14 protein-coding genes are annotated in these 13,368 nt (G+C 58.6%); 10 read left to right on the top strand and 4 right to left on the bottom strand.

Annotated elements, in window-relative coordinates; translation table 11 throughout:
- The 5 genes from ACRDD5_RS02395 to ACRDD5_RS02375 all read left to right on the top strand — a co-directional run.
- On the top strand, positions 1-1,254 hold a 1,254-nt coding region (locus tag ACRDD5_RS02395), incomplete at its 5' end, for an ABC transporter substrate-binding protein (protein ID WP_438675808.1).
- 51 nt (positions 1,255-1,305) lie between these two features.
- Positions 1,306-2,328, top strand: a complete 1,023-nt coding sequence (locus tag ACRDD5_RS02390; RefSeq protein WP_438675807.1) for an ABC transporter permease — start codon at positions 1,306-1,308, stop codon at positions 2,326-2,328.
- A complete protein-coding gene (locus tag ACRDD5_RS02385; protein WP_438675806.1) occupies positions 2,328-3,161 on the top strand; it encodes an ABC transporter permease in 834 nt (277 codons plus the stop codon). Before ACRDD5_RS02390 ends, ACRDD5_RS02385 begins: the two co-directional genes overlap by 1 nt.
- The gene (locus tag ACRDD5_RS02380; protein ID WP_438675805.1) at positions 3,154-3,978 is read left to right on the top strand and encodes an ABC transporter ATP-binding protein; all 825 of its coding nucleotides are present in this window, start codon (positions 3,154-3,156) and stop codon (positions 3,976-3,978) included. The genes ACRDD5_RS02385 and ACRDD5_RS02380 overlap by 8 nt, the downstream gene beginning before the upstream one ends.
- On the top strand, positions 3,965-4,669 hold the full coding sequence (locus tag ACRDD5_RS02375; protein ID WP_438675804.1) for an ABC transporter ATP-binding protein: 705 nt from the start codon (positions 3,965-3,967) through the stop codon (positions 4,667-4,669). The genes ACRDD5_RS02380 and ACRDD5_RS02375 overlap by 14 nt, the downstream gene beginning before the upstream one ends.
- Positions 4,670-4,715: 46 nt before the next feature.
- Here ACRDD5_RS02375 and ACRDD5_RS02370 read toward each other — a convergent pair whose 3' ends face one another.
- Positions 4,716-5,204, bottom strand: coding sequence for a cold-shock protein (locus ACRDD5_RS02370; RefSeq protein WP_438675803.1), 489 nt, complete (start codon positions 5,202-5,204; stop codon positions 4,716-4,718).
- Between the two features lie 167 nt (positions 5,205-5,371).
- Between ACRDD5_RS02370 and ACRDD5_RS02365 the strand changes: the two genes are divergently transcribed.
- Together ACRDD5_RS02365 and ACRDD5_RS02360 are read left to right on the top strand one after the other, a co-directional pair.
- Entirely contained in the window at positions 5,372-6,493 is a 1,122-nt protein-coding gene (locus tag ACRDD5_RS02365; protein ID WP_438675802.1) for a YbdK family carboxylate-amine ligase, read from the top strand.
- Positions 6,494-6,559: 66 nt separating this feature from the next.
- Positions 6,560-6,808, top strand: a complete 249-nt coding sequence (locus ACRDD5_RS02360) for a DUF1158 domain-containing protein (RefSeq protein ID WP_438675801.1) — start codon at positions 6,560-6,562, stop codon at positions 6,806-6,808.
- On the opposite strand, the gene ACRDD5_RS02355 is transcribed toward ACRDD5_RS02360, so the two are convergent.
- Complete coding sequence (locus ACRDD5_RS02355) at positions 6,794-8,362, bottom strand: alpha/beta hydrolase-fold protein (RefSeq protein WP_438675800.1); 1,569 nt, start codon at positions 8,360-8,362, stop codon at positions 6,794-6,796. The genes ACRDD5_RS02360 and ACRDD5_RS02355 overlap by 15 nt on opposite strands.
- 122 nt (positions 8,363-8,484) lie before the next feature.
- On the opposite strand from ACRDD5_RS02355, the gene ACRDD5_RS02350 reads away from it, so the two are divergent.
- Positions 8,485-10,629 carry a TonB-dependent siderophore receptor gene (locus tag ACRDD5_RS02350; protein WP_438675799.1) on the top strand — a complete coding sequence of 715 codons (2,145 nt, stop codon included), beginning with the start codon at positions 8,485-8,487 and terminating at the stop codon, positions 10,627-10,629.
- A 71-nt stretch (positions 10,630-10,700) separates the two neighbouring features.
- Here the strand turns inward: ACRDD5_RS02350 and ACRDD5_RS02345 are convergent, their stop codons facing one another.
- Both ACRDD5_RS02345 and ACRDD5_RS02340 read right to left on the bottom strand, forming a co-directional pair.
- Entirely contained in the window at positions 10,701-11,042 is a 342-nt protein-coding gene (locus ACRDD5_RS02345; RefSeq protein ID WP_271267834.1) for a RamA family antibiotic efflux transcriptional regulator, read from the bottom strand.
- A 32-nt stretch (positions 11,043-11,074) separates the two neighbouring features.
- Positions 11,075-12,178 (bottom strand): MBL fold metallo-hydrolase, encoded by a 1,104-nt coding sequence (locus tag ACRDD5_RS02340; RefSeq protein WP_438675798.1) that lies wholly within the window; start codon positions 12,176-12,178, stop codon positions 11,075-11,077.
- A 190-nt stretch (positions 12,179-12,368) separates the two neighbouring features.
- Here ACRDD5_RS02340 and ACRDD5_RS02335 point away from each other — a divergent pair, with 190 nt between their 5' ends.
- Positions 12,369-12,959, top strand: a complete 591-nt coding sequence (locus tag ACRDD5_RS02335) for a TetR family transcriptional regulator (protein ID WP_271283434.1) — start codon at positions 12,369-12,371, stop codon at positions 12,957-12,959.
- On the top strand, positions 12,949-13,320 hold the full coding sequence (locus ACRDD5_RS02330) for an MmcQ/YjbR family DNA-binding protein (RefSeq protein ID WP_438675797.1): 372 nt from the start codon (positions 12,949-12,951) through the stop codon (positions 13,318-13,320). Before ACRDD5_RS02335 ends, ACRDD5_RS02330 begins: the two co-directional genes overlap by 11 nt.
- The last annotated feature ends 48 nt before the right edge of the window (positions 13,321-13,368 follow it).

The following is a 13,368-nucleotide window of genomic DNA, read 5'->3' as shown; positions in this document are numbered from 1 at the left end:
CCGGAAGACGTTATTTTCTCGTATACCCGCGCCATTACGCTGAACAAATCACCGGCCTTTATTCTTAACGTGCTGGGCTGGGAGCCGGGCAATATTGCCAGCCAGTTGAAAAAAGTGGATGACCACACCCTGCAACTGAGCTGGACGGCGGACGTCAGCCCTTCCGTTGCGTTGAACATTCTCTCCACCCCGATTGCCTCGATCGTTGATGAAAAACAGGTTGCGGCAAACGTGAAGAATGACGATTTTGGCAACGCCTGGCTGAAAATGCACTCCGCAGGCAGCGGCGCGTACAAAATGCGCGTCTATCAGCCGCATCAGGCCATCGTGCTGGAAGCCAACGACACCGCCCCTGGTGGCGCGCCGAAGCTGAAGAACATCATTATTAAAAACGTGCCGGACCCGGCCTCCCGTCGCCTGCTGATTGAGCAGGGCGATGCGGACGTTGCCCGCGATCTGGGTGCCGACCAGATCAGCGCCCTCACCGGCAAGCCAGGCGTCAAGGTGCTGAGCATCCCGTCGGCGGAGCAGAACTACCTGGTGTTTAACGCCGGGAACAGCGCCAACCCGCTGCTGAATAATCCTGCATTCTGGGAAGCGTCACGCTGGCTGGTAGATTATGAAGGCATTACCAAAGATCTGCTGAAAGGTCAGTATTTTGTTCATCAGAGCTTCCTGCCGGTCGGTCTGCCGGGCGCGCTGGAGAACAACCCGTTCAAATTTGACCCGGCAAAAGCGAAAGCAATTTTAGCCAAAGCAGGCATCAAAGATGCCCACTTCACGCTGGATGTCGAGAACAAGCCGCCGTTCATTACCCTCGCCCAGTCGATGCAGGCGAGCTTTGCCCAGGGCGGCGTGAAGGTTGACCTGCTGCCCGCCGCCGGTAGCCAGGTCTACGCCCGCGTGCGTGCCAAACAGCACCAGGCCGCTATTCGCCTGTGGATCCCGGACTACTTCGATGCCCACTCCAACGCCAGCGCCTTCGCGTGGAACGACGGCAAATCAAGCACCGTGGCCGGGCTGAATGGCTGGCAAATCCCGGAGCTGAACAAAGCCACGCTGGCGGCGTTAGCCGAACCGGATCCGGCTAAACGTCTGGATCTCTACAAGCAGATGCAGGAGACGCTGCAGCATAACTCCCCGTATGTGTTTGTCGATCAAGGCAAAACGCAGATTGTGGTACGCGAAAACGTTAAAGGCTACCAGCAGGGGCTGAATGCCGACATGGTCTGGTACGACAACGTCACCAAGTAATGGGCTTTTCCCCCTCTCTGGTGAGAGGGGGCGCTAAATGAAGAGTTTGTCATGCCACACATTTCCCACAGCCTGATGCGGGCGCTACAGGGGCTTTTCACCCTGCTGCTCACCCTGCTCGGGCTTTTGCTCGTGACCTTTGCGCTCTCGGCGCTCTCGCCGGTCGACCGCGTTCTGCAGATTGTCGGCGACCATGCCAGCCAGTCTACCTACGATCAGGTGCGCCACCAGCTCGGTCTGGATCAACCTTTACCGGTGCAGTTCTGGCACTATCTGCGCGATTTACTGCACGGCGATCTGGGCACCGCCAGCGCCACCGGGCAGCCGGTACTGCAGGATCTGCTGCACGCCTTCCCGGCGACCCTTGAACTGGCCACGCTGGCGCTGATTATCGGCGCACTGCTGGGAGTGATGGCGGGCGTGCTGTGCGCGCGCTTCGTCGGCTCACCGCTGGATCTCACGATTCGCACCCTTACCCTGCTCGGTAACTCGGTGCCCATCTTCTGGCTCGGGCTGCTGATGCTGGCGCTGTTCTACGCGAAGCTGCAGTGGAGCGCAGGTCCCGGCAGGCTGGACGATATCTGGCAATACACCGTCGAACCACGAAGCGGATTTGCCCTGATCGACACCTGGCTTTCCGGCGACATGGCGGCATTCAAAAATGCCGCCAGCCATCTGGTACTGCCGGTGCTGCTGCTGGCCTACTATTCGCTGGCCAGCATTACCCGTCTGACCCGCTCGGCCTGCCTTAGCGAGATGAACAAAGAGTACATCCTGCTGGCGCGGGCCAAAGGCGCGGGCGAGATGACCATCCTGCTGCGCCACGTGCTGCCCAATATTCGTAGCACGCTGCTGACGGTAATTGCGCTGGCGTATACCAGCATGCTTGAAGGGGCGGTGCTAACCGAAACGGTCTTCTCCTGGCCGGGGATCGGTCGCTATCTCACCACCGCCCTGTTCGCCGGGGACACCACCGCCATCATGGGCGGGACGCTGATGATTGGCGTCTGCTTTGTGCTGATCAACAACCTGACCGACCTGCTGGTGCGGTTCACTGATCCAAGGGTGCGCTGATGCCATTTTATCTTTTCTTACGCCGCCTGCGCCGCTCACCGGCGGCATTTTGCGGGCTGGTGATTATTACCCTGCTGCTGCTGGTAGCACTGTTTGCCCCCTGGCTTGCACCCGTAGATCCTAACTGGCAGGACGCCGCCGCGCGCCTGCAGGCCCCCAGCGCGCAGCACTGGCTGGGCACCGACAGCTACGGGCGCGATCTGCTGTCGCGCCTGATCTACGGCAGCCGTCCGGCGCTGGGACTGGTGGCGCTGGTGACGGTCATTACCCTACCGGCGGGTCTGCTGGTGGGCATTCTGGCGGGCTATTACGGCGGCTGGCTGGAGCGGATTTTAATGCGCTTTACCGACGTGGTGATGTCGATGCCGCGCCTGATCCTCGCCTTTGCCTTCGTCGCCATGCTCGGCCCCGGCCTGGTCAACGGCGCGCTGGCGCTGGCCTTAACCACCTGGCCGGCCTATGCCCGCCAGGCGCGAAGCGAAATTCAGCGCCTGCGTCACAGCGACTATCTGGCCGCCGCCGAGATGATGGGCATTCGCGGCGGGCGACTGCTGCTGGGGCATATCCTGCCCCTGTGCCTGCCCTCGGCGATTGTGCGTCTGGCGCTGGATTTAGCGGGCATTATTCTGGCCGCCGCCGGGCTGGGGTTCCTTGGCCTGGGCGCTCGCCCACCGATGGCGGAGTGGGGGGCGATGATCGCCGACGGGATGCAGGTGATTTTCGACCAGTGGTGGATTGCCGCCATTCCGGGCGGGGCGATCCTGATTGCCAGCCTGGCGTTTAACCTGCTGGGCGATGGCCTGCGCGACGTGCTGGAGCCACAACATGACTGAGCAACGCATTATTGTCGACTCCCTGACCATTGATTATCCCGCCGCGCGGGTGGTCAACCAGGTCAGCTTTACGCTTGGCAACGAACGGCTGGCGCTGGTCGGCGAGTCCGGGTCGGGCAAATCGATGACCGCCCGGGCATTGATGGGACTGGTGCGTAAACCCGGTGTGGTCAACGCCCGGCAGTTGAACGTGCTGGGGCAGGATCTCACCACCCTTTCGCCACGCGGCTGGCGGCAGCTGCGCGGCAACGACATTGCGATGGTATTGCAGGATCCGCGCTACGCCCTCAATCCGGTGCAAAACGTGCAGGCCCAGCTCGATGAAGCCCTGACCCTGCACCAGACGCTGCCGCGCCGGGAGCGTCTGGATCGCATTCGGGCGGTCATCAACGCCGTCGGCCTGACCGATGCGGTGCTGAGCCGCTACCCGGGGGAACTCTCTGGCGGGATGGGACAGCGGGTGATGATTGCCATCGCGCTGATCAATAACCCCCGGGTACTGATTGCCGATGAGCCCACATCGGCGCTGGACGCGCGCCTGCGTAACCAGATCCTCGAGCTGCTGGTGGACCAGTGCGAGCAGCGCCAGATGGCGATGCTGCTTATCAGCCACGATTTACCGCTGGTGGCTCAGCACTGTGACCGGGTGCTGGTGATGTATCGCGGGGAGAAAGTCGATGAGATGGCGGCGAATCAACTGCCGCACGCTACGCATCCGTACACCCGCACGCTGTGGACCTGTCGGCCCGGGGCCGACACCTACGGGCAGATGCTGCCGACCCTGGATCGCGCGGAGGTGAACAATGGCGCTCGTTAATGTTAATCAGCTGCAGGTTCGTTTTGGCGATAAACCGGCGGTGGCCGGTGCTGCGTTCACCCTTGAAGAGGGCGAAACCTTTAGCCTGATTGGGGAGTCCGGCTGCGGCAAATCGACCATTCTGCGGGTGCTGGCCGGGCTGCAGCGGGAGTGGCACGGCGACATCTCGCTGCTGGGGGAATCCCTCGTGCCCGGCGCGCGCTTTACCGGCGCGCTGCGGCGCAACGTGCAGATGGTGTTTCAGGATCCCTGGGCGTCGCTGCATCCGAATCACACCATTTTGCGCACCCTGGCGGAACCGCTGAATATTCATGGCGAAACCGGCGTAGCAGAGAAAGTGGCCGTCGCGTTGCAGGAGGTTGGCCTGACGCAGGATGCCGGGAAACGCTACCCGCATCAGCTCTCCGGCGGGCAGCGCCAGCGCGTGGCCATTGCCCGCGCCCTGCTGCTGCGTCCGCGCCTGCTGCTGCTGGATGAGCCCACCTCCGCGCTGGATATGTCGGTGCAGGCGGAGATCCTTAATCTGCTTAACCGCCTGAAGCAGCAGCACGGGATGACCTATCTGCTGGTCAGCCACGATGCGGATGTGGTTGCGCATATGTCCGATCGGGCGGCGTTTATGGCGAATGGGATCATTCAGCGGATGTTTGACCGGGAAGCCATGCAAAATGGCGAGCACAGGATGGGGTAGGATTTTTGGCCGGGTAAGGCAGAGATGCCACCCGGCCTTGTACAGACTACTTCAGGTTCTTGAGCATTTTCACGGTAGCGTCCAGGTCAATTTCATCTTCTGAGAAGATAAAGGTTTTCCCCTGGAAGGTGGTGATAGCCAGTTTTTTCAGCGTGCGCATTTCGCCCGCTTTCGCGGTGGCTTTCGGGGCAATATTGCCCATCAGGCTCTTCACCGACAGCACGCCTTTTTCTTTATCGATCTGGCTGTCGACAGGCTCTTCTTCGCTGTAAACCAGATAAGACTTGATGGCGGTGATTTTATGGCGCTCACCGTCGAGGAAGATGTATTTGCTATCCGGGACCACTTTCACCGCAAACGCGGACAAGCCTTTATTATTGGTCGTCGGTTCGAACGTTACCGCCGCGTCTTTCTTAATCAGCTCAGGGTTGGCGACCTTAATCACATGAAAATAACGGTTATCACCGTTTTCATCTTTGATAAATCCAAAACCCTTGTCTTCAAACCAGGTTGTGATCGTTCCGTTCATCGCCATTACCGCCTAATTAATCATTTATCAACGCAATTTTTGCAGCGCGCAGTGTAATGCACAATGCCTGCGCAGACCATGTCTTTGGCTTAAGTCTGGACAATAATTTCACCCCACGCGAGTTCTGAATGCCGTTGTCTATACTCAAAGCACTGCCGACAACGGAGCGCGCCATGCCCTTACCCGACTTTCACGTATCCGACCCGTTTACCCTTGGCATTGAGCTGGAACTGCAGGTGGTGAATCCACCCGGATACGATCTCAGCCAGGACTCTTCTGCGCTTATTGCTGCCGTCCAGAACGACATCAAAGCCGGTGAAGTGAAGCACGATATTACCGAAAGCATGCTCGAAATCGCCACCGGGGTGTGCCAGAACATTGACCAGGCTGCAGCGCAATTCTCGACGATGCAGCAGAGCATCCTGCGCGCAGCCGCGCAGCAGCACATTCAGATTTGCGGCGGCGGTACGCATCCCTTCCAGACATGGCAACGTCAGGAGGTATGCAACGACGAGCGCTATAACGTCACGCTGGAGCGCTTTGGCTATCTGATCCTACAGGCAACGGTGTTCGGCCAGCATGTCCATATCGGCTGCAGGAGCGGAGATGAGGCAATTTACCTGCTGCACGGCCTGTCACGCTTTGTGCCGCATTTTATCGCCCTGGCAGCGTCATCGCCCTATATGCAGGGCACCGACACTCAATTCTCCTCTTCGCGGCTCAATATTTTCTCCGGGTTCCCGGATAACGGGCAGATGCCGTGGGTCAATACCTGGCAGGAGTTTGAAGGGCTGTTCCGTCGCCTTACCCAGACCAGCATGATCGACAGCATTAAAGATCTGCACTGGGATATTCGTCCCAGCCCACACTTTGGCACCGTCGAGGTGCGGGTGATGGATACGCCACTTACACTGGCGCACGCCATTAATATCGCCGGGCTGATTCAGGCCACCGCGCACTGGCTGCTGACCACCCGGCCTTATAAGCATCAGGAGCAGGATTTTCTGCTGTATCGCTTTAACCGTTTTCAGGCGTGCCGCTACGGTATGGCGGGAGTACTCACCGATGTGCACACCGGTGAGCAGAAAACCATCGCGGAGGATGTCGCCTGGCTGCTTGAACGCGTCGCGCCGTCTGCCCGCAAACTGGGTGCCGGGAGTGCCATTGAGGCCATCACATTAAGGTTGAAGCAGGAAAGGAGTGAGGCGCAAAAGATGCGTGATTTCCTCGCCGACGGCGGTTCGCTCATCACCCTGGTGGAGCGCCACTGCGAGCTGTGGGCCTCGGCGCCCTGAGGCCCACATTGCTTTACGCCGTCATATCCCGGACAATGCGGTTTTTAACCGACAATCAACATCCCTATGAAACACCCGTTAGAATCGCTGTTAACCGCAGGCGGCATTTTGCTGATGGCCTTTCTCTCCGTCCTGCTGCTGCCCGCCCCATCGCTGGGACTGGTGGTGGCGCAAAAGCTGATGAGCACCTTCCATCTGATGGATCTGAACCAGCTCTACACCATTCTGTTCTGCCTGTGGTTTTTACTGCTCGGCACCATCGAATACTTTGTTGCCCGCTTCATCTGGCGCCGCTGGTTTTCACGGGCGGCGTAAGCCGGTGAAATCGCGCATTCCGTGGATCAGCGCTTCACACCAGGCCGCGTAGTCGTGGCCGCTGGACCACGGATGGAAACTGACGCGATAGCCTTTCTCCCGTAAGACCTGTTCAAAATCCTGTGTGGTGCGATAGATTCCGCCCCCCGGCCCGGTGGTTTCAAACCTCCCGGCCTGGAGCCAGAAGCGTACCGGATACTGCGGCGACTGCTGATACTGACGCGTCAGCCAGCCTGGTGCTTCACCTTTCGGCGCCCACCAGTATGAGCCAGAAAGGCTCAGCACGTTGCCAAACAGTCGCGGGTAGCGCAACGCCACCCATGAAGAGGCAATGCCCCCGTAGCTTGACCCCGCCAGCACCGTTTTCTGCCGCTGTATCGCAATCCCCTGCCCACGCAGCCATGGCAGCAGTTCATGGGCCATAAAGTCGGCAAAATCCGGGTTCGGCGGTAACTCCTTGCTGCGTCGGGCGTGATCGAGGCTATCGATAAACACCACATTAACCGCTGGGAGATGATGGCGGGCAATTAACCCATCCAGCACATTGGCAAAATGGTAGTCGTCCTGATAAATCTGCCCATCAAAGAGAATTAACGTCCAGCGTGCAGGCTGTGCGCCACGCGGTTTATAGATCGTCACTTCGCGTGAATTGCCGAGGATTCTGCTGTTAAGCATCTGGTGGCTCAGCGTGCCGTGCACGAGTGGTTGCGTCCTGGCCTGAACGGAGCAATAGCGAGCCGGACTGAGATCGAGCAGCGAATAGCGGTTCCAGCGATCCGTCTGCTGTTCGCCAAAGGTGTCCGGATTGAGCGGATCGGCCTGCGCGCTTACGAGGATCGCCCGTCGCTGATCGCGCGAGGAGCCGTCGATGAGCGGCACATCCGGCGCGAGCTTGTACTGCATCACCGTATCGGCGGGCACGACGTAGCTGCGAAACCAGACGTCGCTGTTGCCCAGACGGAACAGCGGATCGTGGTCGCCCGCCGGCGAGCCGAGAATAAAGACGTTATCTCGGGCCCCGCGCCACAGAAAGGTCACGCGCTTGTGGCTTGCGTCAACCGGCTCCACCATCGGCGTTCCCTGCCGAATCTGCGCCTGCCAGAACGCATCGGTACTCCCACCGGCAGAAATTGCTTTTGCCAGCGCCTGCAGCGTCGGGCTTTCAGGCTCCAGCATTTGTCCGCGCGCTAGCGCAGAGGTCTCTTTCATCCGCCACTGAAAACGCCAGGGCTTACCTGCTTCGCCGTGCAGCACCAGCGAGCTGTTCTGCTTCACCGGTAGGGCAAACAGCAGGGTATGTTCACCGTCGGCGGGCCCCTTCTCGATCAGGGTGCGAATACGGCGGTTTTGTTCATCCAGCAGGCGCGCATCTGTCACGCCGTTCAGCGTGGCAGAGACATAATTTTCACTGAGCTCAGGCAGCACAAAACAGACTTCGCCGCTGGCATCAAACTTCCCCCGCACGTCGCCCTGCAGGGAAGACTGCTCACAGGTCGCCGCCACGGCAGGCAGCGTGCCAATCCCTAACAACAACCCACTCCATACCCTCTTCATTACCGCATGTTCCCCGACGAAATTTGTTACCAACGCTAATGCAAATGGTAATGATTTGCAATATCATCAAAGCGGATTTACCGGTGTTTTATGGCGATAGCAACCAAGGATGTTAAATAAAAATGTTTAAAAATAATAAGATAATGCAGCTCTGGCTTCTGAGTCTGACCACGGTTAGCGTGGCGGCTCAGGCAGATGTAAAAGAAGAAACCATTACCGTGACGCAGGGAACACGTGAAGAACCCACCGCCCCCGTTAAGGGAATTGTGGCGACCAGAACTCTCTCTGCCACCAAAACCAGCGCGGAGATCGTGAAGACGCCACAGTCGGTGTCGGTGATCACCCGCGATCAGATGGAGATGCAGGACGTGACGTCGGTTTCGCAGGCGCTGCGCTACTCCGCGGGCGTGTTTACCGAGTACCGTGGCTCGTCCAACCGTAACGATGAGGTGTTTGTCCGTGGCTTTAGCTATGTGCCGAAATTCCTCGACGGATTAAGCTTCGGGGCCACCGCCTCGTCACAGACGGGCACGGTTGATCCCTGGCTGCTGGAACGCGTGGAGCTGGTGCGTGGCCCGGCTTCGGTGCTGTTTGGCCAGGTGAACCCGGGTGGGTTGATCAGCATGACCAGTAAACGTCCGACCACGGAGTCCATCCACAACGTTCAGTTCCGCACCGGCAATAACGATCTCGCTGAAGGGGCGTTTGATTTCGGCGGCAAGCTCAGCGACGATGGCCGCGTACTGTATCGCGTGAACGGTATCGCCCGCACCCAGCATAATCAGGTGGACGACTACAAAGAGACGCGGATGGCGATTGCGCCAGCGATCACCTGGTATCCCAACGATCAGACCCGCTTTACGCTGCTGACCAGCTACCAGAAAGATCCCGATGCGGGCTACCGAAACTTCCTTCCCGTGTACGGCACGGTGAAGAGCGTCGACGGTCAATACATCCCGCGCGACTTTAACGTCAGCGATCCGGATTACGATCAATCCTGGCGCGAGCAAACGACGATCGGCTACGAGCTGGAACATCAGTTCGCCGATAACCTTACCTTCCGCCAGAACGCGCGTTACGCCGCCATCAAGCAGAAGTATCGTTATCTGGTCTATGCCACCAGCGCCGCCAACAGCTCGGTGCTGACCCGCCGCGCCCAGCATGAAGAACGCACCACCAACGAGTTTGGTCTCGATAACCAGCTGGAATATCTGGTCGATACCGCTGGCGTCAGCCATACCTTGCTCGGCGGATTCGACTACAAGACCAGCAAAGATAAACAGCTGCTGGCGCGTGGGAGCGGTTCGCAGTACGACCTGGACTGGCAGCATCCGGTTTACGGCATAAACGTGGATGAAAGCACCTTCAGAACGGCGACGGACGAACAGCAAAATCTCGATCAGATGGGGCTGTATCTGCAGGATCAGATGAGCTGGAACAGCTGGGAATGGCTGGTTTCCGGGCGCTATGACTGGAGCGAAGTGCGCACCAGCGACTTCACCGACAGCAGCGTCACCCAGCAGAACGACAGCAAGTTCACCTGGCGTACCGGCCTGCTGTACGCGTTCGACGTGGGTCTGTCGCCGTACATCAGCTATAGCACCTCGTTTGAACCGAATCTGCAAACCAACCGCGCACCGGGCGTGGGACCGTTTAAACCGACCATCGGCGAGCAGACGGAGGTTGGCCTGAAGTATCAGCCGGTCGATTCCACGCTGATGACCCTGGCGCTGTATGATTTAACCCAGGATAACGTGGCGACCTATAACAGCGCGGAAGGCTGGTTCGAGAACGCGGGCAAGGTGCGTTCGAAAGGCGTTGAGGCGGAGATCCACTCCACGCTGATGGACAATATCAACCTGATTGGCTCTTACACTTACACCGACGCGAAAACCGAGAGCACCACGGTGGCGGGAACCGAAGGTAAAACGCCTGCGCGCATTCCGGCGCATATGGCGTCTGCCTTCGCCAGCTACACCATTCCGGGCGGCGCGCTGAAGAGTCTGACCGCAGGCGTGGGGATGCGTTACATCGGCACCAGCTACGGCGACGCGAAGAACACCTTCAAAGTACCGTCAGTGGATCTGTACGATGCGATGCTGAGCTACGATCTGGGTGAGATGAACCGCAGTCTGAAAGGCGCCAGCGTGCAGTTCAACGTGAATAACGTCGCGGATACGAAGTATGTGGCATCATGCGCAAGCGATACGGCATGCTTCTACGGGATTGGCCGTACGGTAACGGCGACCGTGAATTATCGCTGGTAGACCTCAACGGGCAATGTCGGCACCGTGCCAACATAAATGCCGGGTCATTACCCGGCCTGTGTTCGATGCGCTCAGTGCGCCCGGCTGTGGTTATCCTTGCGATACGCGCCGGGCGGCTGGTTAAAAGTGCGGGTAAAGATGCGGGTAAAGGTCTGCTGGGAATCAAAGCCGTAGCGCAGGCAGATGTCGTACACCTTTTCATCTGACTCACGCAGATCCCGCGCCGCCAGCAGCAGCTTGCGCTCGCGAATGTAGCGCCCCAGGCTCTCGCCCTTGTATTGCATAAATAACCGCTGCAGGTGCCATTTGGAGTAGCCCGCATGCCGGGCGATCTCGTCGATCCGCAGCGGCTGATGGAGATTGTCGTCGATCCACTCGACGATGGTGTCGATAACCTGAGCGGAAATTGTCATATCGCTCTCCCCCTCTGCTCTTCGATTTAACATTATTCCCACCATGTGCGAAATTGCTGCGTTGCATCATCCACCCGAATCGGCTCGCCGGGCTCAGGCGTCAGCAGCCGATAGTTTTTATCTTTGCTCGCCAGCGTCAGCTGAATCAGCGGATCGTTCCAGGTGTGTTTGGCCAGCACAAAGCGGCCGGAGTGACCGGGTACCACGGACTGCGCATTGAGATCCACCGCCGCCTGCGCCGTTTCGGCGGGCAGCATATGGATGTACTTCCAGTCCATGTCGTACTGTCCGTTCTCCATGATCGCCAGATCAACCTGACCGAACTGCTCGCCAATGGCGCGGAAGTGCGGGCCGTAGCCAGAATCGCCGCTGTAGAACACCTTTTTCTGTGGGGTAACAAACATAAAGCTGCCCCACAGGGTCTGGTTGCGTTTCAGTCCACGACCGGAAAAATGGCGCGCGGGCAGCACGTGTACGGTTAAGGCGTCGCTGATGCGCACCGACTGATCCCAGTCGCGCTCCTCAATGAGGGTCGGATCCATTCCCCAGTAGCGCAGGTGTGATCCCACTCCGAGCGGCGTGACGACGCGCTTCACTTTTGGCATCAACGCCTTGATGGTGGCGTAATCGAGGTGATCGTAGTGGTCGTGAGAGATAATCAGCAGATCGATATCGGGCATTGTCTCTGCGCGCCACGGATACTCCCCGGCAAAGGCTTTATTCAGGAATGAGAACGGCGCGGCATAGTTGCTGAAGACCGGATCGATCAGGATGCGTTTGCCTGCCAGCTGCAGATACCACGACGAGTGCCCCAGCCAGACCAGCGTCTCCTGCTCCAGCGGCAGGCTGGCGAGATCGGTCTTCACCAGCGGCAACGGCGCGGCAGGCCGGGCATTCTGGGTTTTGGTCATCAAAAAGCCCCACCACGCCGCCAGCAGACTCTTGCTGCCGGTGTATTCCGGCGTCGGCAACGCGTTATGGAATTGACCGTCGCGATACTGCGGCGAGGTCTCAATCTCACTCAACTGCACACCCTGTGGCGGCTGGCCGAATCCGGGATTCAGGACAAAGGGTAAACTCGCCGCTGACGCTATAATCATCACTACCACCATGCAAACAATGAAACGCTTTTTCATATCCCGACCCGAATTCGCGCCCCATCCGATGGCCTGCGCGGGCAAAAACTTGCTTATGAGTGAGTAAGCACTCATTATAGGAGGGATGTGAAAGTCGTCAAGAAGCTTTTAATTCTTTGACATTCCGCGTTGCAGGTGCGCAAACGGCATGATTCAATCAAGGTTTTTGAACATTACTGGAGGAAATGCAGTGGCTCGTCCGAAGAGTGAAGATAAAAAACTGGCGTTGCTGGACGCGGCAACCGCCGCCTTTGCCCACTCGGGCATTGCGGCTTCTACCGCGTTAATTGCCCGCAGCGCAGGTGTCGCTGAAGGCACCCTGTTTCGCTATTTTGCCACCAAAGACGATCTGCTTAATGCCCTCTATCTGCACCTGAAACAGGATCTGTGCCAGACCATGCTGGCGAATATGGATCGCGCCCTCACCCAACCGAAAGAACATACCCGCAATATCTGGAACAGCTACGTTGACTGGGGGATCCGCAATCCCGTCGCCCACGGTGCCATTCGCCAGCTCGGGGTAAGTGAGAAGATCAACGCCGAAACCGAACAGGCGGTGCATGAGATGTTTCCGGAGCTGCATGAGCTCTGCCGTCGCCAGATCCGCCCGGTATTTATGTCCGAAGAATTCCGCCTGTTTGGCGACGCCCTGTTCTTGTCGCTGGCCGAGACCACCATGTCTTTTGCCACCCGCGAGCCGGCGCGCGCCGACGAATTTAAAGCGCTGGGGTTTGAAGCCATGTGGCGCGCCCTCGCCGACGAGGATGGCAATGGACAGTAAATCCTTGCTGGCCTGCGCCCAACGCCTGGCGCTGGAGCTGCCCTTTACCGAGCACTGCTGGCCTTTTGGCCCGGAGTACGATGTGTTCAAAGTCGGCGGCAAAATTTTTATGCTGATGGGTGTGGTGCACGGTCGCCCGCACGTCAGCCTGAAATCCGATCCGCAAAAATCGCTGCTTAATCAGCAGATTTACCGCAGCATTGAGCCGGGCTACCACCTGAATAAAAAACACTGGATCTCAGTCTACGCCGGAGACGACATCAGCCCGGGGCTGATTGCCGACCTGGTGAACGATTCCTGGAATCAGGTGGTGGATAAACTGCCTAAACGCACCCAGAAGCAGATGCGCCCCGGCGGGTAAGCACGTCTACTTTTTCCTTTTGCGCCCTACCGGGCGAACTTAACCCCA

The organism is Silvania sp., assembly GCF_051656365.1.
GTDB lineage: Bacteria > Pseudomonadota > Gammaproteobacteria > Enterobacterales > Enterobacteriaceae > Enterobacter > Enterobacter hatchlandensis.
Note: the sequence above shows the minus strand (reverse complement) of the source record. Positions and strands in the feature narration are given on the sequence as shown.

Excerpts from the sequence above, each read along its gene's own strand:
- ACRDD5_RS02355 (WP_438675800.1), bottom strand. The coding sequence starts at position 8,362 with ATGAAGAGGGTATGGAGTGGGTTGTTGTTAGGGATTGGCACGCTGCCT.
- ACRDD5_RS02390 (WP_438675807.1), top strand. The coding sequence starts at position 1,306 with ATGCCACACATTTCCCACAGCCTGATGCGGGCGCTACAGGGGCTTTTC.
- ACRDD5_RS02370 (WP_438675803.1), bottom strand. The coding sequence starts at position 5,204 with ATGGCGATGAACGGAACGATCACAACCTGGTTTGAAGACAAGGGTTTT.
- ACRDD5_RS02330 (WP_438675797.1), top strand. The coding sequence starts at position 12,949 with ATGGACAGTAAATCCTTGCTGGCCTGCGCCCAACGCCTGGCGCTGGAG.
- ACRDD5_RS02375 (WP_438675804.1), top strand. The coding sequence starts at position 3,965 with ATGGCGCTCGTTAATGTTAATCAGCTGCAGGTTCGTTTTGGCGATAAA.
- ACRDD5_RS02365 (WP_438675802.1), top strand. The coding sequence starts at position 5,372 with ATGCCCTTACCCGACTTTCACGTATCCGACCCGTTTACCCTTGGCATT.
- ACRDD5_RS02360 (WP_438675801.1), top strand. The coding sequence starts at position 6,560 with ATGAAACACCCGTTAGAATCGCTGTTAACCGCAGGCGGCATTTTGCTG.
- ACRDD5_RS02385 (WP_438675806.1), top strand. The coding sequence starts at position 2,328 with ATGCCATTTTATCTTTTCTTACGCCGCCTGCGCCGCTCACCGGCGGCA.
- ACRDD5_RS02340 (WP_438675798.1), bottom strand. The coding sequence starts at position 12,178 with ATGAAAAAGCGTTTCATTGTTTGCATGGTGGTAGTGATGATTATAGCG.
- ACRDD5_RS02345 (WP_271267834.1), bottom strand. The coding sequence starts at position 11,042 with ATGACAATTTCCGCTCAGGTTATCGACACCATCGTCGAGTGGATCGAC.
- ACRDD5_RS02380 (WP_438675805.1), top strand. The coding sequence starts at position 3,154 with ATGACTGAGCAACGCATTATTGTCGACTCCCTGACCATTGATTATCCC.
- ACRDD5_RS02350 (WP_438675799.1), top strand. The coding sequence starts at position 8,485 with ATGTTTAAAAATAATAAGATAATGCAGCTCTGGCTTCTGAGTCTGACC.